Origin of the sequence: Nostoc sp. FACHB-280 (genome assembly GCF_014697615.1) — a bacterium.
Taxonomy (GTDB): Bacteria; Cyanobacteriota; Cyanobacteriia; order Cyanobacteriales; family Nostocaceae; genus Nostoc_B.
Genome location: NZ_JACJSD010000004.1, coordinates 60858 through 81494 on the forward strand (window position 1 = coordinate 60858; position 20637 = coordinate 81494).

At 39.6% G+C, this 20637-nt stretch carries 22 protein-coding genes; 12 read left to right on the forward strand and 10 right to left on the reverse strand.

Annotated elements, in window-relative coordinates; translation table 11 throughout:
* Positions 1–13: 13 nt before the first annotated feature.
* Both H6G75_RS04115 and H6G75_RS04120 read right to left on the reverse strand, forming a co-directional pair.
* Complete coding sequence (locus tag H6G75_RS04115; RefSeq protein WP_190978706.1) at positions 14–676, reverse strand: response regulator transcription factor; 663 nt, start codon at positions 674–676, stop codon at positions 14–16.
* Complete coding sequence (locus H6G75_RS04120) at positions 673–1887, reverse strand: sensor histidine kinase (protein ID WP_190978707.1); 1215 nt, start codon at positions 1885–1887, stop codon at positions 673–675. The genes H6G75_RS04115 and H6G75_RS04120 overlap by 4 nt, the downstream gene beginning before the upstream one ends.
* A gap of 220 nt (positions 1888–2107) precedes the next feature.
* Between H6G75_RS04120 and H6G75_RS04125 the strand changes: the two genes are divergently transcribed.
* The 8 genes from H6G75_RS04125 to H6G75_RS04160 all read left to right on the forward strand — a co-directional run bounded on the left by H6G75_RS04125 (position 2108) and on the right by H6G75_RS04160 (position 6840).
* Positions 2108–2629, forward strand: a complete 522-nt coding sequence (locus H6G75_RS04125; protein WP_190978708.1) for a Spy/CpxP family protein refolding chaperone — start codon at positions 2108–2110, stop codon at positions 2627–2629.
* Positions 2630–2689: 60 nt separating this feature from the next.
* The gene (locus H6G75_RS04130; protein WP_190978709.1) at positions 2690–2989 is read left to right on the forward strand and encodes a hypothetical protein; all 300 of its coding nucleotides are present in this window, start codon (positions 2690–2692) and stop codon (positions 2987–2989) included.
* 166 nt (positions 2990–3155) lie between these two features.
* Positions 3156–3671 carry a Coq4 family protein gene (locus tag H6G75_RS04135; RefSeq protein WP_190978710.1) on the forward strand — a complete coding sequence of 172 codons (516 nt, stop codon included), beginning with the start codon at positions 3156–3158 and terminating at the stop codon, positions 3669–3671.
* A gap of 177 nt (positions 3672–3848) precedes the next feature.
* Positions 3849–4112, forward strand: a complete 264-nt coding sequence (gene sipA / locus H6G75_RS04140; protein WP_190978711.1) for a regulatory protein SipA — start codon at positions 3849–3851, stop codon at positions 4110–4112.
* 32 nt (positions 4113–4144) lie between these two features.
* Positions 4145–4702: a peroxiredoxin gene (locus H6G75_RS04145; RefSeq protein WP_190978712.1), complete on the forward strand. Its 558-nt coding sequence runs from the start codon at positions 4145–4147 to the stop codon at positions 4700–4702.
* A 119-nt stretch (positions 4703–4821) separates the two neighbouring features.
* On the forward strand, positions 4822–5316 hold the full coding sequence (locus H6G75_RS04150) for a hypothetical protein (protein WP_190978713.1): 495 nt from the start codon (positions 4822–4824) through the stop codon (positions 5314–5316).
* 98 nt (positions 5317–5414) lie between these two features.
* Positions 5415–6284 carry a polyphosphate kinase 2 family protein gene (locus H6G75_RS04155; RefSeq protein ID WP_190978714.1) on the forward strand — a complete coding sequence of 290 codons (870 nt, stop codon included), beginning with the start codon at positions 5415–5417 and terminating at the stop codon, positions 6282–6284.
* A gap of 328 nt (positions 6285–6612) precedes the next feature.
* A complete protein-coding gene (locus H6G75_RS04160) occupies positions 6613–6840 on the forward strand; it encodes a DUF4327 family protein (RefSeq protein WP_062289349.1) in 228 nt (75 codons plus the stop codon).
* A gap of 319 nt (positions 6841–7159) precedes the next feature.
* Here the strand turns inward: H6G75_RS04160 and H6G75_RS04165 are convergent, their stop codons facing one another.
* The 5 genes from H6G75_RS04165 to H6G75_RS04185 form a co-directional block, all read right to left on the reverse strand.
* On the reverse strand, positions 7160–8266 hold the full coding sequence (locus H6G75_RS04165) for a cell wall metabolism sensor histidine kinase WalK (RefSeq protein WP_190978715.1): 1107 nt from the start codon (positions 8264–8266) through the stop codon (positions 7160–7162).
* A gap of 92 nt (positions 8267–8358) precedes the next feature.
* A complete protein-coding gene (locus tag H6G75_RS04170; RefSeq protein WP_190978716.1) occupies positions 8359–8679 on the reverse strand; it encodes a GIY-YIG nuclease family protein in 321 nt (106 codons plus the stop codon).
* A 449-nt stretch (positions 8680–9128) separates the two neighbouring features.
* Positions 9129–9839, reverse strand: coding sequence for a response regulator transcription factor (locus H6G75_RS04175; protein ID WP_190978717.1), 711 nt, complete (start codon positions 9837–9839; stop codon positions 9129–9131).
* Positions 9840–9928: 89 nt separating this feature from the next.
* Positions 9929–10639: an NYN domain-containing protein gene (locus H6G75_RS04180; protein ID WP_190978718.1), complete on the reverse strand. Its 711-nt coding sequence runs from the start codon at positions 10637–10639 to the stop codon at positions 9929–9931.
* Between the two features lie 1365 nt (positions 10640–12004).
* Positions 12005–12976, reverse strand: coding sequence for a GDSL-type esterase/lipase family protein (locus tag H6G75_RS04185; protein ID WP_190978719.1), 972 nt, complete (start codon positions 12974–12976; stop codon positions 12005–12007).
* A 485-nt stretch (positions 12977–13461) separates the two neighbouring features.
* Here H6G75_RS04185 and H6G75_RS04190 point away from each other — a divergent pair, with 485 nt between their 5' ends.
* The 3 genes from H6G75_RS04190 to H6G75_RS04200 all read left to right on the forward strand — a co-directional run bounded on the left by H6G75_RS04190 (position 13462) and on the right by H6G75_RS04200 (position 17033).
* On the forward strand, positions 13462–13602 hold the full coding sequence (locus H6G75_RS04190; protein WP_190978720.1) for a hypothetical protein: 141 nt from the start codon (positions 13462–13464) through the stop codon (positions 13600–13602).
* Positions 13603–13800: 198 nt separating this feature from the next.
* On the forward strand, positions 13801–16695 hold the full coding sequence (locus tag H6G75_RS04195) for a glycerol-3-phosphate acyltransferase (RefSeq protein WP_190978721.1): 2895 nt from the start codon (positions 13801–13803) through the stop codon (positions 16693–16695).
* Positions 16692–17033, forward strand: a complete 342-nt coding sequence (locus H6G75_RS04200; protein ID WP_190978722.1) for a cupin domain-containing protein — start codon at positions 16692–16694, stop codon at positions 17031–17033. Before H6G75_RS04195 ends, H6G75_RS04200 begins: the two co-directional genes overlap by 4 nt.
* Before the next feature lie 83 nt (positions 17034–17116).
* On the opposite strand, the gene rimJ is transcribed toward H6G75_RS04200, so the two are convergent.
* The 3 genes from rimJ to H6G75_RS04215 form a co-directional block, all read right to left on the reverse strand.
* Positions 17117–17692 carry a ribosomal protein S5-alanine N-acetyltransferase gene (gene rimJ, locus H6G75_RS04205; RefSeq protein ID WP_190978723.1) on the reverse strand — a complete coding sequence of 192 codons (576 nt, stop codon included), beginning with the start codon at positions 17690–17692 and terminating at the stop codon, positions 17117–17119.
* A gap of 248 nt (positions 17693–17940) precedes the next feature.
* Positions 17941–18645, reverse strand: coding sequence for a hypothetical protein (locus H6G75_RS04210; protein WP_190978724.1), 705 nt, complete (start codon positions 18643–18645; stop codon positions 17941–17943).
* Between the two features lie 374 nt (positions 18646–19019).
* Positions 19020–19742 carry a Uma2 family endonuclease gene (locus H6G75_RS04215; protein WP_190978725.1) on the reverse strand — a complete coding sequence of 241 codons (723 nt, stop codon included), beginning with the start codon at positions 19740–19742 and terminating at the stop codon, positions 19020–19022.
* A 258-nt stretch (positions 19743–20000) separates the two neighbouring features.
* Here H6G75_RS04215 and H6G75_RS04220 point away from each other — a divergent pair, with 258 nt between their 5' ends.
* Entirely contained in the window at positions 20001–20606 is a 606-nt protein-coding gene (locus H6G75_RS04220) for a hypothetical protein (protein ID WP_190978726.1), read from the forward strand.
* Positions 20607–20637 lie beyond the last annotated feature (31 nt).

Genomic DNA, 20637 nt, shown 5'->3' on the forward strand with positions numbered 1-20637 from the left:
ATGAATTGATATGTTAATCAGACTCATTTAAATAAGATAGAAAGGTATTAGCGATGATAGCAGCCTGAGTGCGATCGCGCAAACTCAAGCGATTTAAAATATTCGTGACGTGATTTTTTACCGTCCCTTCCGAAATATATAATTCTTGGGCAATTTCGCGGTTACTCGCACCTGTCGCAATTAACTTTAAAACCTCTTTTTCTCTGGGCGTGAGTTCAGTTAAACTCGGTGGAATAGGTTCTGATGGTGTTGAGATACCATGCGGAAACTGATTTAAGAGTTTCTGCACAATTCCTGGCCCCAATTGAGTATAACCTTTGTAAACAGCGCGAATTGCCACTGCTAATTCTTCTGAGGGTGTATCTTTGAGTAAATAACCCATTGCACCATATTGTAATGCAGCCGAAACATATTCATCATTATCAAAAGTTGTCAGTACTAAAATTTTGATATTTTCATAATGTTGATGAATTTCTTTGGTAGCTGCAACTCCATCCATAATGGGCATTCTAATATCCATTAATACCACATCTGGTTGCAATTTTGCGGCTAATTCCACAGCGATTTTACCATTTTCCGCTTCGCCAACAATTTCTAAATCTGCTTCCAATTTCAATAATTCTTTTAGCCCTTGGCGGATTAAGTTTTGGTCATCTACTAATAATACTTTAATCATGGCATTAAACTCAATAAAGGAATATCAACGGTAATTTGACAGCCAAAATTAGGACTAGTATGAATATTAAATTCCCCTCCTAATGCTAAAGTGCGATCGCGCATACTTTGTAAGCCAAAACCAGTGGTATTTTGCTGAATATCAAACCCTCTGCCATTATCTTGCACCATCAACCGTAAACTATTTTTATTACTAGTGAGGGCGATGATGACTTCTGTTGCTTGTGCATGTTTAGAAATATTGGTCAATGATTCTTGAATAATCCGATACAAGGCAATATTAATATCTGATGGCGGAGGATAATCTAAATTAATAAAACAACGTGGACTGATATTATTAGCACGGTGAAAATCTTCTAAAAGTACAGATATTGCCTGTTCTAAAGTTTTTTCTTGCAAAGGATTAGCCCGCATCGTCGAAACTGACTGACGCACATCTTTTAAAGCTTTAGAACCTAATTCTTTGGCTCTAGCTAAAAATGTTTGGGCTTTTTCTGGGTTAGCATTCCATAATTTTAAAGCTGTTTCTAATTGTAAATTTAAAGCAGTTAAAGAATGTCCTAAAGAATCATGAATTTCTCGCGCGATGCGGGTGCGTTCTTCTAAAGTGGCTTGATTTTCAATTCGCAAAGCATATTGGCGGAGTTTATCATTAGCGATCGCTAGTTTTTCTCGACTCTGCCGTTCAGCTAAAACTGTATTCATTAATAATAAAACGAAAACCAAACTTAAACCAAATAATAATGCTGTGTTGAATGTAATAAAACGAAATCTCTCTTGGGCTTGTGGCGGTAAAGACTTGGGTAAACGAGAATTTAAGGTAATTAAAAATAAGCTAAAAGATAAACCCGTTACAACTAAACGCCCTGGTAATTGAAAAATTAAACAACTACGGGTGACTAAAATTAAATAAATAAATGGAAACAACCGCGCCACTCTACCACCAAACATCCCCGTAATAAATAACAATAAAATTTCAATACTCGTGTAAATTATTTTATTTATCGGTTTATCTGTGGGTATTCTTAAACCCATCACACCAAAGATAATTAAACAACCAATAGTCAGTTCAGGAAATTGATTGGCATAATTAGCAAAGCGTGGTGAAGGGTCAGGAAAGGTAGATGATGAAATAGCAAGAGTAAGCAATATCCATTCTAAATACAGTAAAAACCGAAAGGGATGATTGTGAATTTGAATAGGTTCATTCATAGCAATATCAGATTTATAGCGTTAGTAGAAAAGGGCGAGATTATACTTAATCCCGCCTGTTGTTGTCACTTGAAATTACTAGTTATTGTTACTCAAATCACAGAAAAATAAAGCATGACTAAAGTCATGGGTGTAACCATGACTTTCTCCTCATGTGATTAGCAAGAGTAAATTCCTATGATGATGGCATCCTCAAACGGAACAGAAAACAAGCTACAAAATGAAACTCAAATCATTATCATTCATTGCTGGTGCGATCGCTCTAACTCTGACCACAACTTCCTTAGCTGTAAAAGCTCAAGCCTTCTCCCATTCTCCTCTGTTAGTAGCCCAAGCAGAAGGACAAGGCCGTTGGCAAGGTAAAAAAGGCCCTTGGGCAGAATTAGGTTTAACTGACGCACAAAAGAGCCAAATTGAGCAAATTCAACGCAACACCCGCACTCAAATTGAAAACGTTTTCACCCCAGAACAAAAGGCAAAAATCAAAGCAGCAATAGAAGCACGCCGCGCCGAAAGACAAGCAAACCAAGGTCAACCAGGACAGCGTGCTGGCCGCAGAGGTGGTAAGGATTTTGCTGATTTGAACTTAACCGAAGCGCAAAAAACCCAAATCCGGCAAATACGTGAATCTTCTAAACAACAAATTGAAGCAGTTTTAACTCCCGAACAAAGAACAAAACTTCAGCAATTACGCCAAGAAGGTAAAGAACGTCGTCAACAACGCCGTCAACCCAATAGCTAATTCTGGCAAATCAGCCTTGAAATTGAGAGCCACAACAATAACTACTTACAAGGTTATTTTATGAACCGCTTTACCTATGCTGTTATATGTGCTGTTGCTGTTTTCTTGCCTACCGTAGCATCTGCTGGCGAAATTCATGCGCGGGAAGTTCATCAGCAGCAGCGCATCTATCACGGTGTTAAAAATGGCTCAATCAACAGAGCAGAATTACGGCAATTAGAACGGCGAGAAGCATCCCTAGAAGCTGCCAGAAGACGGGATATTCGTAGTGACGGACACCTAACTCCTCAAGAAAGAAGACAACTCAACCGCCGCCAAAATCGTCTCTCTCGTACCATCTACCGCGATAAGCACGACTAGTACAACAAGGCAAAAGGAAAAAAGCAAAAGGCAAAAGAAAGAATAGCCATACCAAAAGCCTTTTTGCAATTCCTGATAGTCTGTTTACTTCCGCCGCACTGTACTAGTTATTTAGCCAGGGTGGGTGTTATTTCCCCACCCCCATTAATACTTTCATCTCAGAATTATGCAAACTGATCTTGCTTCCTCCAAATCAACTCCTCCCATCCAACAATTTTTAGACAAACTCGATCGCATTACCGAAGCACGCGGCAAAAATGTGCCACAAATTGTTTATGTAGAAAAATTGCGATCGCTACCTGTTGATAGTTTTGGTCAAGCTTGGGTTGATTTTCTTGATGCACACAACCTCAAACCTTTTACTACAGGTCTTCGCCGCAAACAACTTCATGATGGCGTTCACGTCCTCACTGGTTACGGTGCAGACCCCATAGGTGAAGCAGAAGTACAAGCATTTTTATTAGGCGCAAAATTCGGCTTATTTAATGTTCTATTAGGGTTAGGACTCTTAAGAGTTATTTATAAAAATCTTGATTCTCGTCAAGCATTTGCTTGGCAAAGATTATGGCAAGCATATCAGCGCGGTCGTCACTCCAACTTTGACCCCGATACTTGGCAACCGGAATTAGTTTGGCACTTACCCCTAACTGAAATACAAGCAATATTTTCCGTCAACAAATAAACTTTTAACTTTTGATTTTTGACTTTTTACTTACTCAAGCTTCCTTGCAGAAGATGGCGAGAGGGGAGAAGTTCCATCTCCTTTCGCATTCCTTAATTTCCTTCCCAACTAATAACAAAATTGGCAACCCCTTTAGGATAAAGTTAGGAGTTAATTCAAACTTCTAGCTTTTTTTATATGACCAAAGAATTCGCTATTGGTAGCAAAGTCAAAGTTGTGGCGCTACCACCCTACGTCAAAACCGCCGACCCGATGCCCATGTTACGTCCCCCAGACGTGATAACTCTTGGTGAAGAAGGTATAGTCCTTGATCGCCGTCCGGGAGGTTATTGGGGTATCCGCTTTACCAGAGGAGCTTTTCTTCTTGATAGCCAATACATCGAAAGTACAGATATCCCTGGTGAATCCGAATCAAGTGATAATAGTGACCAAGAATTGTAAACTTATGTAAAGTTGTAATTTTGGTCTACACCATGATTTCACGGCGCAATTTTTTGAGTATATTATTTGTCAGCTGCTTTGCCCTCATCAGTTGGTTCAACTTTTCACCTGCGGCTAACGCCCTGGGTGGTAAACTACCAGCAGTAAATCAACCTGCACCAGAGTTTACATTGCCGACAAATACAGGTGACGGCAAAATCTCTCTGACTGATTTGCGTGGTCAGTGGGTAGTACTGTACTTTTATCCCAAAGACTTTACCTCTGGTTGCACCATCGAAGCACGGCGTTTTCAGCAAGACTTACCCAAATATTTAGCAAAAAATACACAAATAATTGGCGTGAGTGCTGATGATGTCGATTCTCATGCTGAATTTTGCGATTCTGAAGGATTAAAATTTCCCTTATTAGCTGATACCACTGGTGCAGTGAGCAAAGCTTATGGTTCTTGGATTGGTTTTGTCTCGATGCGCCACAGTTTTATCATTGACCCAGAAGGTATCTTGCGCGAGACTTTTGTCAAAGTTAATCCATCGGTTCACAGTCAAGAAGTACTAGCCAGATTAGAACAATTACAATCTTCAGCTTCGTAAATTTTGTATATCTGTCTTGATGGTTCAATTTCGCCATCAAGACATAGATACTCAAGATATTTGCGTGACTCCAACTGATTCGCTAGGCTATTTGTATCCTCTTACTTCTATAGCCTGCTATGGATTTTGAAGGCAAAGCTACCACCACAACTGCTCCAAGTAACACAGAATTTGCTCAATCAGTAACGGCACGTAAACCGCTAGAATTGTTACGAGATACTGAGGCTTTACTACGTCGCCCTGCTGTAGCAACATTAGTGCCGATTCTGCCCCCAAAGTTGAGTAACAGAATGCAAGAAGTCTCAACTGTTGCGGAAACATCTTTGCAAGAATTGGCAGAAATTGACCTAGAAAAAATTACTGACTGGGAATTACAACCCGTGCGGCTACGTGTGGGTTTATGCTTTGTGGGTTTTGGCGCATTGATGATTTTAGTGTTGCTGCTGTACTTGAATACGCTGCATCCTGAACTCAGTACAGTGGGACAGATTCACCAATATTGGTATCAATATGTTTGGTTTGTCTGCTTCGGGATAGCAGGAATGTTTATGATTGGTCGAGAAACGATGCGACCAACCATCAAGCTAAAAAAGCCAAGAAAAAATTTTAAGTAGAGACGTTGTATACAACGTCTCTACAGAATTTATAGAGCGCAACTTCTCAATATATAGGCGATCGCACCTCAGACTTCACACTTCATACTTTATTAATCATGAATCACGATGCTTTTATTGTGCCGCCAGGTGCTAAGGTCTCTTTGCAAAAAGATTATGACCCTGCGTATACAGCTAATTACCATGACCGCAATGATGCAACACTAAAATTACGCTCAGACATTGAACGATTAGCCAAGTATCAAGATATCCTGTATGCACAAAACAGCTATGCCTTGCTAATTATCTTTCAAGCGATGGATGCGGCTGGAAAAGACAGCACAATTAAACATGTAATGTCTGGGATTAATCCCCAAGGTTGTCAAGTTTTTAGCTTCAAATCTCCCAGTCATGAAGAATTAGACCATGATTACCTATGGCGATCAATGAAAGCTTTGCCGGAAAGAGGCAGAATTGGCATTTTCAATCGTTCTTATTACGAAGAAGTATTAGTAGTGCGCGTTCATCCAGAAATTTTGCAAAAACAGCAACTTCCTCACCTACCAAAAGGCAATAAAATTTGGCAACAGCGTTTTACCGAAATCAATAATTTTGAAAAATATTTAGTAGATAATGGCATTGTAATTCTCAAATTTTTTCTGAATGTCTCAAAGGCAGAACAGAAAAAAAGATTTTTAGCAAGAATTGACTCTCCTGAAAAAAATTGGAAATTCTCAATTAATGATGTGCAAGAAAGAGCATTTTGGTCAGAATATATGAATGCTTATGAAGAGGTTTTTCATCATACTAGTACTACATACGCTCCTTGGTATATCATCCCTGCCGATCGCAAATGGTTTATGCGGATGGTAGTCGCTGATATTATCTGTTCTAAATTAGAGTCACTCAAGTTAAAGTACCCTACTGTCAGTGAAGAAGCTCAACAACATCTTCTACAAGCAAAGTTCGCCTTAGAGCAAGAAGAATAACTTATCATTGTATAAATTTAATCAATCTACATAAACTTTTCTAAATCTGCTCTACCTAGAGGCTGATCACAAGCTTATGTAAATATGTCATTCTGGGCAAAGTGTGGATATTCAGAATATATTTACGTGTGACTTGATGAAAATCAAAATTAATTATATATGTTTATGAATTTAAAATAATCTCATCAATTACATAGCTTTAGTTGGCTTGATTGATTTATTTCTTCACAATTTTCTCAACTTCTTTTGATAATTTTAAGATAAAGACCAAGTATTGTTTATCTTGGCATTTCATTTATTTCCTTGAACATAAACAAAGGAACTAATTATGGATACTGCTGTTAAATACGACATTGAACTGATTAAAGAAGAAGCACGTCAATTGGTTAAAAAGGGACTTATTAGCCGTCAGCGACCAATTTACGCGTTGTGTAAGTATATCCCTGAACGTGAATGGGGTGTGTTTGAACTGGAGTTAGAGAAAAACGAATTTCTGCTCAGAGATAGAATTATTGACTTATTAGGTAGCGAAAATTGGGAAGAGGACGGTAGCTGATTATCCCAACTATGGATCTTGGGAATGATTTGGTGGAAATAAATAGGCGATCGCAGCCCACCCTGAAATAGTTAGTAAACTCACTAAGCAAGAAGCTAGAACAAGAGTAGTCATTTTAAAAATGAATTAAAACTTTATTTTGCATATCTTCAAGCTATCAATTGAGTATGACAGTCATGCGACTAGCTTGTGTCAATTCTTTGTACAAATAAAGTGCTGAGTGCTGTACACTGAGCGGACTTGTACTGAGCGCAGCCGAAGTAGCCGAAATGTGAGTGCTGAGTATAGAGCGAGTTATTTGAAAACTTTGCAACAGCCATTAAGCCAAAGGTAGGCAAAAACTAAATGTACTACCAATTTCTAATTCGCTTTCTACTTGAATTTCTCCGCCTTGTAATTCAACTAAATGCCGAGAAATAGTTAACCCAATACCAGTTCCTCCCGAATGGCGATCGCGTGATTGATCAGCCCGCCAAAAGCGTTCAAACACATGGGGTAAATCTTCAGGGGAAATGCCAATACCTGTATCAATGACAGCAATCCAAAGTTTCGAGGCTTCTGGCCAAGCTTGCAGAGTAATTTTACCTTTAGCTGTGTAGCGGATGGCATTGCCGAGTAAGTTGACTAACACCTGTTCAGTGCGATCGACATCCGCCAATACCATTGGTAATTGAGTAGGAAAATCCAAATGCAGCACAGGCCCATCTTCTAATAATTGTTCGCTAAATCTTTCTACTAAAGACTCCAACAAAGGGCGCAGATTTATTGCCTGTATTTTAATTGGTAAATAACCGGCTTCTGCCTTAGAAAGTTCTTGCAAATCATTGACTAATCTTTCTAAGCGCCTAGTTTCTTTGGCTAAACGTCGATAAACTTCCGGCGAAGGTTCTATTACACCATCTGCTAATTCTTCTAAATAACCACGCACAACTGTTAGCGGTGTTCGCAATTCATGAGTCATATCACCAATGAGTTCCCGCCGTCGTGCTTCTACACCCTCTAAACTTGCAGCCATACGGTTAAAACTAGTACCCAGGCGATTTAGTTCAGGAATATCAGACAGAGGTAATCGTGCATCTAATTCACCAACGGCAAACTTTTGGGTAATTTGTTCCATTTCTGTTAACCGCTGCATAATTCTTTTAGAAACCCAATAACTCAATCCTCCCGCCGCCGTAGTCCCAACAATCACCGACCAAATTGTGCTGCGTCGCCAAGCTGTTTCAAAGCCTTCTACTAGTTCGGTACGAACATTAATTAAATCTAACCCCTGGCTTTGTAGTCGTTCTAGGTGCAGCACAAAAAAACGTGGTGACGAAACTTTGCTGATAATCACAAAGCTGACTACCCCCACAATCATCACTACCAAGTGGGAAACAAATAAACGTGATGCCAAAGGCAAGGATTTTGTCCAACGCCAACTCATTTTAAAAAGTAAAAGTAGCTTTATCTCAATTTGTAATCCTTCGACGCTCCCTGAGCGAAGTCGAAGGGAGCATCCTTATATAAGAGCATTAATCATATCAAATCGTCAAAACCAGCCAACCTGCTGTAATGAGTTTCATTTTGACATTCAGCTAACTTATGCAACAAATTTGTATCCCCTAAAATCAGAGCTTGCTTCTTCTTCCGACTCCAACCTTGCACTTGCTTTTCATGCTCAAAAGCATCCATCACAGACTGATAATACTCACAGAAAACCAATTTTACAGGCAAGCGTTTTGCTGTGTAGTTTGCACCTTCACCTTGCTGATGTTGCCACAACCGCCGCTCAAGATTCTTTGTACTACCCGTATAATAACTACCATCAACACATTCAAGAATGTACATGTAAGCCATAATAATTGACTTGCGACGCTCTGTTGTTACCCAGATTGTTCCCTTCGACTTCGCTCAGGGAACAGTTTTGGCGCAAAGTTCAAGGAATCTTCTCTCTACCGAACAACGCAAACGCTCAGGGCGTGTCAGCCATGATGTTGACTTACGCTGCTCTGTCGTTACCCAGATTGTTCCCTTCGACTTCGCTCAGGGAACAGTTTTGGCGCAAAGTTCAAGGAATCTTCTCTCTACCAAACAACGCAAACGCTCAGGGCGTGTCAGCCATGATGTTGACTTACGCTGCTCTGTCGTTACCCAGATTGTTCCCTTCGACTTCGCTCAGGGAACAGTTTTGGCGCAAAGTTCAAGGAATCTTCTCTCTACCAAACAATGCAAACGCTCCCTTCAACGCTCCCTGAGCGAAGTCGAAGGGAGCGTTGAAGGGAGCAGTCGAAGTTTTTTCATCACGCTCACATTACAGGAGAGTCTTCAAATTTATAACCTACCCCAACAACAGTTTTAATAAACGAGGGGTTAGCAGGATCTGGCTCAATTTTTTTCCGCAACCTTGCTACATGGGTGTCAACAACTCGCTCGTCACCGAAAAAATCATCGCCCCAAAGTTTATCAATTAGTTGAGTGCGGTTCCAAACTCGCCCAGGGTTACTGACAAAGGTGCTTAATAAATTAAATTCTAGGTTGGTTAAGTCTAAAGTTTCTGCTTCTTGGGAATTTAACTGGCGCGAAGCGGTGCGTTGTTCAATATCTACAATAAAGTTTTGCGTCCGGGTAACTTGATGTTGTCCGCCTTGACGCAGACTCCGCCGCAATAACGCCCGGACTCTGGCCACTAATTCTCTAGGGCTGAAGGGTTTAACCATATAGTCATCAGCACCAGTAGATAAACCAATGACGCGATCGATTTCTTCGCTTTTGGCTGTCAACATTAAAATATAAGGGTCTTTACTTCCAGGTTTTTGGCGAATTCTGGCGCAAACTTCCAAGCCATCCAACCCAGGAATCATTAAGTCGAGAATAATTAAATCAGGTGGTTGTTCCTGAAACATCCGCAAGGCGTTTACACCATCGCGGCTAACACGACAAGAAAATCCTTCTTTTTCTAAAGCCAGTTGGATTAACTGAGCAATTTCAGCTTCATCCTCAACAATTAAAATATCCATCGCTATTCAAAATTCAACGGAATACGCAGAGTTATTTCCTGGCTTGCATTGTACTCTAAAAACCTGTGATAGGTAATGAGTAACAGATTTTACAGGTGAGAATTAGAAAGCGATCGATAGTTGTAACCTAAATGGGAGTCTTTTTGAATTTCCTGTTTAATGCTATCCAGATCAAGGAAGTAGTCAGCTACATCAATCAAGCTATCACTAGTCATAGGTCGCAAACTCACAACTTCAACTCGACCACCTTTGCTAGTCACTGCTTCCACTGCATAAGCTAACGCGCCATCACCGCTAACCAAAATAGCTGTATCGTAATAGGGGGCTAAAGTGATCATATCGACAGCAATTTCTACATTCAAATTAGGTTTTTTAGAATTGTCTGTCGGTTGTGCTTCTTTAGTCACTACTCGATAACCATTGCGCCGCATCCAAAACAAAAAGCCTTGTTGTTTGTCATTCGCCCGTGGACGTGCGGGAGTAGGGCGATTAACGTCCACTATTGTGTAAAAGAAAGCCCGCAATAGCCGCGAACCAGAGGTTAAACGACAAAGTAATTTGAGATAGTCGATTTCAATTCCTAGTTGCAAAGCTGCATGAAATAGATTGACACCATCAATAAAAATAGCCACTCGCCCACGGTTTAATCCGTTAATTGTTGAGCTGTTGGTTCTCGGTTCTCGATTGTGATAATGTTCACTTTTGGCAGGATTTTTCAAGACCATCTTTGGTGATGAGGGCGATTCTGATTCCAGGTGTTTATATACGTTGTTGGCTTTGGTAAAATTAGTGAAAGTCATTGACTCCTCGGAAATTTTAAATTTGTGAAGATTGTGGAGAAATTAGCAAGATAGGATTTGTGCTAGTTAATTTACCTAGCAACAAAGGATGTGGCATTATTTGTGCTGAAGCTGTTATCTATCTAAGTTGCACATTGGCTTGCAGAGTTTGTGTGATGTCATTAGTCATGAATATTGATGAGAATGACCAGCAAAATGACTAATGAATTAATACTTAGTTGGATGAGCTTGATACACAGAAATTGTGTTAATTTTGCAGATCCCAAAGGTAAACTCTCTAGAGTTGTTAACTCTGATCAGAGCGAGTTTTACGAGATATTCCCTTTGCCTATAAATATAAGGCTCTTTATCTATTCCCTCTGCATCTCAACTTACCACAGGATGCTAACAATTGCTCAAAGGCAGTTTGCTGTAAGGTGAATAGTGAAGAGCGATCGCATCTATAACTTATTGTACAACTGAATGGCAAAATCCCACAATCACCTCCAGCTTTGTGTATAGATATCCATATATATCAAAAATGCCAAAGCTTTGATTTATTAGGCAAATATGTGCAGAATTTCTGGCAAATATATATTTAAAATTATGGAGTTCATAATTATTTAAAATTAATCGTTAAAACAATTACAGTTATATTTGCGAATATTTGCTGTTTAATAGTTTACCTCCTGAATAACCAGTTAAATAAGCAGTTGAACAAACTGTTATCAAAATCACTTATCAACTTAACCTTTAATTGTTCTTAAGATGGAGTGCATTGATTGAATAATAGAGCTAAATTGATATCTAGACTAGTCCACAAAATGTCTTTGCTCATCTCCTCCAGTGGTTATTTGACCCCGGAGGTTATTTTTTAAGTAGGCAGGAAGCAGGAGAAGATACCCATAAATAAATTTATCTTAATTAAGATATGAACTAAAAATTCTAGAGAGACAAGGTAGACACGGGAGACAAGGGAGAGAGATGTTTGTAAAACTGGTCTATATAAATCTGTTTTGTAAATTAAATTACTGTCTAGATAATACATTAAGAAATACTAAGAAAGTTTCTCATGTTTTCTGATTCTTATGCTATCCTGTCAATAATTTGTACCTAAAGGAAAATGTTAGAAAAACTACGGTTTTTCTTAGCTAGTTTGTTTTAGGTAGACTGATAACGGAAAGCAAGTCATGTCTTAAGAAATCAAACTTTGTTTTCTGTTTAATTCACTTTGTTTATAACACGCTAACAAACCGATAACACGATCGCGCCAGTTTGATTCCGCTTTAACTGGCGCTTTTTATATTTGGTGGAGAGGGTTATAGGGGTTGAGGTTGTAAGGGTTTTGAACACCTACACCCTTTCCTAAACCCTTGATTTTTCGTCTCACTGCGTCAGTCCTAATTCACTTGCTTGTGCCAAAATTTCTAAAAGCGATCGCTCCATCACTCCACTCACAAATTGATTACCCTGCAAATTCATGTGAATGGTGTCATGATATAAAGCTTGTGGGTTGTCTGTTTGATTAAATAGCGGCAGAAAATCTATATAGGGAATTTGTTGGGTTTGAGTAAACGCACTCAATCTTTTACGTGCAGTAATTTCGTAATCTAAGGGGCCGGGTTTACCGAGTTCCCGCCGTAAGGGAGTCATGGCTAAGAGAAATTGACTTTGGTTTTGACTGGCGATCGCTTGAATTTGTTTAATTGCTTCCAGATTCACACCGACGCGATCGCCTGGTTCGGCTTGGAGTGCTTGCAATTCGGGAATTGGCTGTTGTTTAGTTGCATAACGTTGCCATACTTCTACTAATCCTAACGGCGGTTTCGTCGCTGGATAGTTGCGATCGCGTCCTACTGGTAAAGCTGTGGGAGAATGGGCAAACAAATCATCTGTATTAATTAATAAAATTATTATCTGGGCTGAAAAATTGCCAAATCGCTGCAAATAAGCTAATTCGTTTCTTGGCCCCCAAGAGTTAGCCGAAGCATTCAAAACTTCCACCTGCTGATATTTGTCAGCAATCTCTGATTTGAGGGAATTCATGATTAAGCTGGAGATGGTGTTTTTTTGATCAGTCCACCAGCCACCATTAGCAATAGAATCTCCTAACAACAGGACGCGCAAAGTTTTTGGTGCAGGGATTTTAGCGATGGAACTGCTACGCATCGAAAATTCATTAATTTCAATGCAATTTCCAAATCGGCGCGTGCTTTGATTTGGTGCTAACAAGTAACCTATCTGGGGGTCGCCAATGTAAATTAAGGGATTACCAAAACCAAAAAGCGATCGCAACCCAATCTCAATAATTACCAGTAGCACTATCACTACCAAAATCATGAATATGACTACTTTCACTGCTGAATCCTCACCTATAAATAATTTTTATTTGCCTTATTAAAGTAATTAACTATACTCGATTTTTTCCGTGATTCTTTAAAAAAAGATAAATATATCAACTCGTAGATTTACTGAAAAATATTGCTAACTAACAACTAATCTGATTAATTCTTACCCAGTAATTCTCAACTATAAACAGGAGAAAAACAGCCTTTGCTTCTCCTATCTCTGGTTGGTGAATCTCGACACTTCTCCTACCGGAGACGCTACGCGAACGACAAGCTCAGTGCATCGCTTCGCTCGATTACCGCGTAGCCGAACCACTAACTCCTGTTTTATGTATATAAACTGAACTACTACCACCTGCGACGTAAGTAAATTTAGGGATGTATTCGTTGCAAAGCTTAAACAAAATAAAAGCAGAACCTTAACTAGTTTTGCTAACAGAAGGACTACAATCAAAACGGACAAATTAGGACTCTAACGAAGGAGGATTAAACGCGATGTCCGACTTAAATAGAGGAATTATGAAATTTGAGGGTGCAGACTCCCCCAAAGTAGTGACTGTTTCTACAGTTTTGCTCTTGGGTTCGATTGCTGGCCTAATTATTTGGGCGCTGCAAGCGGCTTATGCCTTAAATTAAGTGACCAGTGCTGAAAAATTAGTGTTGATTTGGATATGGGCAGAATGTCAGCAAAACCTAGGTTTGCACTGCTGCCCAATGTCCATTTGAGACATATTAATAAAGTGTCCGAAAAATCGGAAAAAAACTTCCAAAAAATTTTAGATTTTGCGATTTGAGATTTTAGATGCAATATAAATCTAAAATCCAACATCAACAATGCTTGAACTTTGGGGTGCCTTAGTTATTTTAATTGCCTGCCCCTTATTAGGCGGCTTACCGCTAATCGCCTGGATTACCAACGGGTTGACAGGTAGGCAATTGTCACAGATAGGCACAAAAAACATCAGCGTTTCAGCCGCTTTTTATCATGGCGGCACATTGGTAGGGCTTTTGGCGGTAGTCTCAGAAGCCTTAAAGGGAATCGCCGCCGTTTTTCTGACTCGTATGTTTTTCCCAGATGGTTCGCCTTGGGAAATAATCGCCATCATTGCTTTAGTCTTAGGGCGATTTTGGCTAGGTAAAGGGGCGGGAACCACAAATGCTGCTTGGGGATTTTTAATTCATGATCCATTGGTGGCGGTATTTGTCAGTTTTTTAGCAATCACCACATTTTTAGTATTTCGTGCCAAACGACCAGTGAAGTATGGAGTATTAATGCTGTTTCCTTTACTGGTCATCGTTTTGCATTCTGATGATTTGTTTAGAATTCTGGCTGCGATCGCTTTAGCTGTGTTACTGGGGTGGATTTATCGGCAAATGCCGGATGATTTAGATTTACCAGTAGAAGCAGCCCAGACCAATACCCAAGCAACCTTAGCAACCTTGCAAAGCGATCGCCCAATTTTGACTTTAGATGATGAACTAGATGGGGCGATAGTCGGACAAAAAGCCGCTACCCTATCTCAAATTAAGCGTTGGGGTTATCCTGTCCCTAAAGGGTGGGTAATTGTTCCCGGTGCAGATCCCGAAAAATTAATCACCATCCTCAAACCTTCCGATTTATCGCCGTTAATTGTACGTTCCTCAGCCATTGGGGAAGATTCCGAACAAGCTTCCGCCGCCGGACAGTATGAAACGGTGGTGAGTGTCGCTAGTAAAGAACAATTGCAAACTGCGATCGCCCAAGTGAGAGATTCCTACAATCATCCCAGTGCGGTACAGTACAGGATTGATCGCGGTTTACCAGAAACAGCGATGACAGTGTTGGTGCAGCAGCAAGTCCAAAGCGTTTATTCGGGAGTGGCCTTTACCCGTGATCCCATAACCCAGCAAGGGGATGCGATCGTCATTGAAGCCTTACCCGGTAGTCCGATTCAAGTCGTCTCTGGACAAGTTACGCCCGAACAATATCGCGCCTTTGTTGTCGAAACCGATAATATTTCCTCAATTCACATCGAAGGGACAGGACAAGTCCCCCAAGCCATCATCAAACAAGTGGCTTACCTCGCCTACCGTATCGAAAAACGTTACCACGGCATACCCCAAGATATTGAGTGGTGTTATGACGGTCAAACTCTGTGGGTGTTGCAAGCCCGACCAATTACTACACTGTTACCAATCTGGACAAGGAAAATCGCCGCCGAAGTGATTCCGGGGGTGATTCATCCTTTAACTTGGTCAATTAATCGCCCCTTAACTTGTGGCGTGTGGGGAGATATTTTCACAATTGTGTTAGGCGATCGCGCTTCTGGGTTAGATTTTACGGAAACTGCTACCCTGCACTACTCTAGAGCTTATTTTAATGCCTCCCTCTTAGGAGATATTTTTCTGCGGATGGGTTTACCGCCGGAAAGTTTAGAATTTCTCACCAGAGGCACAAAAATGAGTAAACCGCCTTTGCAGTCCACAATGCAGAATCTCCCCGGATTAATGCAGTTGTTGAAACAGGAATTGAATTTAGACAAAGACTTTAAGCAAGACTACCGCCAGTTATTTATTCCTGGGTTATCGCAATTAGCCCATGAATCAATTGAGGAGATGGAACCAGAGCAAATCTTAGAGAGAATTGATTTTAACTTAGAATTACTGCGGCGTGGCACTTATTACAGCATTTTAGCGCCTTTGAGTGCCGCCATTAGACAAGGCATCTTTCGGGTGAAAGATGGGCAGATTGATAATAGTGTGACACCAGAAGTGGCTGCTTTGCGATCGCTCAGTGCTTTAGCTGCCGATGCCAGACAAATATTAACAGAGTTGGAACCAGACCAAGTATTTGAACAGTTAGAACAAACACCCGAAGGTCAAAAAGTTCTTTACGAATTTAACGAACTGCTGGAAGATTACGGTTATTTAAGTGATGTCGGAACTAACATTGCTATTCCTACCTGGAAAGAAGACCCCCGACCAGTGCAGCAGTTATTTGTGCAACTAATTCAAGGTAATCAACCAGAAACAGGTGATGTTGACCCCATTAATCGGGCTTTATCTGGCAAACGCAAACGTGGCTTTGTCCAAGAACGTGTAGATATTAAAGGCAGAGTGACAGAGGTTTATTCCCGACTGTTGGCAGAATTGCGCTGGCGATTTGTTGCTATTGAGAAAACTTGGTTAAAATCTGGGTTACTCAAAGAGGTGGGCGATATCTTTTTCCTCGAAATGGCAGAAATTAGACAGCTAATTGCCGAAGCTGATACGCCATTGCGAGAACGCTTACCAGAAATTATCGAATATCGGCGATCGCAATTTCTCGAAGATAGCAAAATTCCCCAAGTCCCGATTTTGATTTACGGCCATACACCACCCCATCCCCTAGCACCTTCTCCTATTTACTCTGACCAAACATTACAAGGTATTCCCGCCAGCCACGGACAAGCCGAAGGTCGAGTTAAGGTAGTACGAAACTTACAAGATTTGCCCCAAATTGACCGCGATACTATTTTAGTGGTTCCTTATACCGATTCTGGTTGGGCTCCTTTATTAGTGCGGGCTGGCGGACTGATTGCTGAAGCTGGTGGTAGATTATCTCATGGCGCAATTGTCGCCCGTGAATATGGTATCCCGGCGGTGATGGATGTCAGAGGCGCAACTTGGTTGTTGCAAGATGGTCAACGGGTCAGAATTGATGGCTCTAGGGGTATTGTAGAACTATCTAACGACTTAAGGCCACAATGATTACCACTTCCCTGAATAACTTGCCCGAAGAATCTGTTTCTCACAACCCCGAAATTAAAAAAAAGGTGATGTTGCGCTTTGGCGATTTACCTCACCTCACCAACTTTTCTCAAGCCCGCTTTGCCCCTGGACAGACAGCCGCAGCACACGCACATCAAGATATGTGTGAAGTATTTTTTGTGGAAGCTGGTTCTGGGGTAATTCGCGTAAATAATCAAGAATATCCCCTACTACCCGGAAACTGCATCGCCATCGAAGCTGGAGAAGTTCACGAAGTAATTAACAATGGCGTAACGGAATTAGTTTTGACTTACTTTGGTTTACGGATAGAAGTATAAAACAGCATCTATATTTACAATATTCTCAGCAAATAAATATAATTTCAATCTCATATATAACTCCTGAATCCTGAATTCTGAATTTAATATTTCTCTGGTTGCCAATCAGGATTAGTGAGACTGGTAAGAATATGGTCTTGCCACTTGCCGTTAATTAATAAATAGTCTCTAGCATATCCTTCAACCACAAATCCCAAACGTTTGAGGACATTACCACTACGTTGATTATGTGGCATATAATTTGCCATAATGCGATGAAAATTTAAATCATCAAATACATATTGAATTGCTGCTTTTAATCCTTCGGTCATGTAGCCTTTACCTTGTTGATTTTCGGCTAGGCTATAACCTACATAACAAAAATGGGCGGCTCCCCTAATAAAATTATTAAAATTAATTGTGCCAACGATAATCTTAGGATTTTTGCGAGAAAATATAAATAATTTTAAAGATTGGTCATGAATAAATTCTAAAAACGTATTTTCTAGTTGATATTGCCAATACTCTTCTGTAAAAAAACCATCCCCCCATTTCGGATAAAAAGGAGTCAGATAAGATTTGTTGTCTAAAAAATATTTTAAGATTTGGGGAATATCTTCCTTGATAGCAATGCGTAATAATAAGCGATCGCTAGTAATAATTGGCAATTCTGAGTGCATACAAACTTGACCAACTTGATAACTGATAGCTACAGCATTTTATTCTGGCTGTTTGCTGTTGTGAGTACCAAACAGTAAAACTGTTATAACAAGATTTAGCAGAATTAGCATTTTCGAGATTTTGTCTACTTTGTCTACCATATCTCCCTTATCTCCCTTGTTCAGAATATTATAAAAGTGCGATCGCCCTCCACCAGTTGATAAAATTCGGGAAATTAGGCGATCGCTCTTTCAATATATTCAATGCTTTAATAGCTCAGAGCCAGTTGTAACTTCAGGTAGTCAACAAAATCTACAAGTTCTGTCTCTGAGAGATGGTAACGTGATTTTTTGCCATATTTTTGCTGTAAATACTCTCTACCCTGCTGAGGAGTCCAATTTAACTGTGATAAATATGCGTCTGTTTTAGAAATAAAATCAGCACGAATTTCTGCGTTAATTTCATTATTCAGTATTTTTCTTGTGTCTGAAGTTACAGTTTTTTTACCGTTAATTTTCAGACTCACTCGTTTTCCTAAAACTTGCCAGTCTATTTCTTTATGTCCGTCCCAACTTACCCCCACAGAGCGATAAGTCATGGGATGGTAAATTGTACAAAATACTATGGCTTTTTCCCCTGGACTCACTGCAATAGTTAATGGCTGAAGCAATTGTTCATAGCTTAAGGCATCTAATGAAAGGAGTAAACTTTTAGAAAAATAAGATTCGCTACCTGAACGAACAATATAGGGCTTATCCGCCAAAATATGCAAATCTGTTTTTTCACTTTTTCCCTGAGAAGTTTCTATTATTTTGTTAACTTCTATTTCCGTAATCACTCCCGTTAATGCTCTGTCATAAATAGGTATTTGTTTAGCATCATCAGAGAGCATATACCAACAATGATCACTTTCTTTACTCACAAATACATACTGAGGTTTTGGGATAGAGCCGAACCCTAATTTAATATCCATATTCCAGGAGAATACTTGGCTCTCCCAGACTTGGGTTGATAAATTAACACTAAAAAATGGCTCAAATGATTGATATAACAAGGTTTCGCTAATATAAAAACAATGATTTAATAAAAATTTACTTTATTACTCCTGAATCCCAGACTATGTAAGGATTTAACCTGATATTAAGTATTAATTTGCTATAGCTAGTCTAGGAGAGCCGAATACTTATGTAACTAAATTGTCAACAAGCAATTAGCTTTATAATTCCCTAGTCAGTTAGTTGATTAACAACCTTGCATAAAAAACAGAGCCAAATATCACAAGCCACGTTTCTCAATCCTGTCCTTGAGAAACGTGGCTTGTAATAGCGAGAGATTTAATAATGGTCTTCAGGCTAAACTTTCAGGTTCTACACCTAAAGCTCTTAATTGTTCAGCCAGCAATTGCATTTTTTGTTCTGTTTGGATACGTAGCTGACGCTCAAAATTTAATTGTTCTTCGATTTCGTAAATGCGTTCTTCGGGGGTGGGTAACTTTTGTCCTTCCTCGTTATACCAATACAACCATTCTCGTGCAAGACCTTGATATATGCCCCGTTCTAGACCAATTCCTAAACCAATTTCTGGTAGCCAAACCGGATTTCCTGGTATTAAGAAATATTCCCCATCTTGTAATTGATAAACTTCCAGAGGGGGCTTTTTCTTTCGCAGAGGTTTGTAGATAACGTAATATAAAACACCCAATTCTTTAGCGTAAAATTCTTTTCTGGTACTGTATTCACCATGACTGATTTGAGAAACGACCTCTAGTGCTAAAACTGGTGGTTGTTTTTCTTCCCACATCACATAACTCAGGCGTAAGTCACCATCAATAAAGCGTTTAACCCCCACACTCAGAAAAGCATCAGGCGCGATCGCGGCTTTTTTAGGGTCGTAATAAATTCCCATCTTCACGCCAAAAAACCAATCCCAACGCTCAGACCACACAAAGGCGAGTGTCGATTTTAGCAAGCTGGGAATTAAATCTTGTAGTTCATTATCCACAGGTGTATCCTCTGAGTCTGGTAGCTCTTCGGAAGATGGTAAACAGTGTAACGGGTTGTAGTTTAACATGAGTGGTCTGAGTAGATGCGATTTCTAGAAAGATTTTAGAAAATAATGGAATTTTGATATATGTAGATATCACAAAGTTTTACTCTCTAAATTAATACTGTAGTTTTAGTAAGGCTTACGCAATAACTCTCTCAAACTCTTATAACTTTGTGTCCTTTGCGTCCTTTGCGGTTCGTTTTTTCATACTTTCCCGTAAGTGTTGTTTAGTTATAATCAAACTGAGTAACATCTAAATATAGATGAGATAATTTTTGTCAAGTGTCATACAGTCAATTTACTATAGAAACTGTCGAAACCACTTTTGGCATTACCATCAGGGAATCTGTGGGTATCTTTGCTGACATACCTGCCATAGAATATAGCGATTTTTTAGCACAAGCACTTAAAAAATATATACCATTGGCTTTAGCGATCGCCACTGAAAAATCGCGTTCAGAATTAATCTTGACACCAATACTTGTAGAACTAAAAGAACAATTGCAAAATCAAATTAGCTTGTTTTCAGGTAGAGAATTTAACGTTAGTCCCGAAAAAGGTTTAAGTGGTTTTTGTGATTTTCTTATTAGTAAATCTCCAGAACAAATAATTATTAAAGCACCTGTAGTTGCCTTAGTGGAAGCAAAAAATGATAACATCCAATCTGGATTAGGGCAGTGTATCGCTGAAATGGTAGCCGCACAATTATTTAATCAACAAAAAGGTAATGTCATTGAAAGTGTCTATGGTAGCGTAACAACAGGAACTAACTGGAAATTTATGCGCCTCACTGGTCAAATAGTAGAAATTGATTTAAATGAATATTTCTTAAGCGATGTAGGCAAGATTTTAGGCATTATTAAAAGCTTTATCGAGTCTCATAATTAGCTGTATATAAAAAAGGCGAGTATAAAACCCG

What these genes read in the sequence shown, in the direction of transcription:
- H6G75_RS04130 (WP_190978709.1), top strand. Translation starts at nt 2,690, where the DNA reads ATGAACCGCTTTACCTATGCTGTTATATGTGCTGTTGCTGTTTTCTTG.
- H6G75_RS04175 (WP_190978717.1), bottom strand. Translation starts at nt 9,839, where the DNA reads ATGGATATTTTAATTGTTGAGGATGAAGCTGAAATTGCTCAGTTAATC.
- H6G75_RS04145 (WP_190978712.1), top strand. Translation starts at nt 4,145, where the DNA reads ATGATTTCACGGCGCAATTTTTTGAGTATATTATTTGTCAGCTGCTTT.
- H6G75_RS04215 (WP_190978725.1), bottom strand. Translation starts at nt 19,742, where the DNA reads ATGTTAAACTACAACCCGTTACACTGTTTACCATCTTCCGAAGAGCTA.
- H6G75_RS04165 (WP_190978715.1), bottom strand. Translation starts at nt 8,266, where the DNA reads ATGAGTTGGCGTTGGACAAAATCCTTGCCTTTGGCATCACGTTTATTT.
- H6G75_RS04180 (WP_190978718.1), bottom strand. Translation starts at nt 10,639, where the DNA reads ATGACTTTCACTAATTTTACCAAAGCCAACAACGTATATAAACACCTG.
- H6G75_RS04115 (WP_190978706.1), bottom strand. Translation starts at nt 676, where the DNA reads ATGATTAAAGTATTATTAGTAGATGACCAAAACTTAATCCGCCAAGGG.
- H6G75_RS04155 (WP_190978714.1), top strand. Translation starts at nt 5,415, where the DNA reads ATGAATCACGATGCTTTTATTGTGCCGCCAGGTGCTAAGGTCTCTTTG.
- H6G75_RS04135 (WP_190978710.1), top strand. Translation starts at nt 3,156, where the DNA reads ATGCAAACTGATCTTGCTTCCTCCAAATCAACTCCTCCCATCCAACAA.
- H6G75_RS04200 (WP_190978722.1), top strand. Translation starts at nt 16,692, where the DNA reads ATGATTACCACTTCCCTGAATAACTTGCCCGAAGAATCTGTTTCTCAC.
- H6G75_RS04190 (WP_190978720.1), top strand. Translation starts at nt 13,462, where the DNA reads ATGTCCGACTTAAATAGAGGAATTATGAAATTTGAGGGTGCAGACTCC.
- H6G75_RS04150 (WP_190978713.1), top strand. Translation starts at nt 4,822, where the DNA reads ATGGATTTTGAAGGCAAAGCTACCACCACAACTGCTCCAAGTAACACA.
- H6G75_RS04160 (WP_062289349.1), top strand. Translation starts at nt 6,613, where the DNA reads ATGGATACTGCTGTTAAATACGACATTGAACTGATTAAAGAAGAAGCA.
- H6G75_RS04170 (WP_190978716.1), bottom strand. Translation starts at nt 8,679, where the DNA reads ATGGCTTACATGTACATTCTTGAATGTGTTGATGGTAGTTATTATACG.
- H6G75_RS04195 (WP_190978721.1), top strand. Translation starts at nt 13,801, where the DNA reads ATGCTTGAACTTTGGGGTGCCTTAGTTATTTTAATTGCCTGCCCCTTA.
- H6G75_RS04120 (WP_190978707.1), bottom strand. Translation starts at nt 1,887, where the DNA reads ATGAATGAACCTATTCAAATTCACAATCATCCCTTTCGGTTTTTACTG.
- rimJ (WP_190978723.1), bottom strand. Translation starts at nt 17,692, where the DNA reads ATGCACTCAGAATTGCCAATTATTACTAGCGATCGCTTATTATTACGC.
- H6G75_RS04210 (WP_190978724.1), bottom strand. Translation starts at nt 18,645, where the DNA reads ATGGATATTAAATTAGGGTTCGGCTCTATCCCAAAACCTCAGTATGTA.
- H6G75_RS04125 (WP_190978708.1), top strand. Translation starts at nt 2,108, where the DNA reads ATGAAACTCAAATCATTATCATTCATTGCTGGTGCGATCGCTCTAACT.
- sipA (WP_190978711.1), top strand. Translation starts at nt 3,849, where the DNA reads ATGACCAAAGAATTCGCTATTGGTAGCAAAGTCAAAGTTGTGGCGCTA.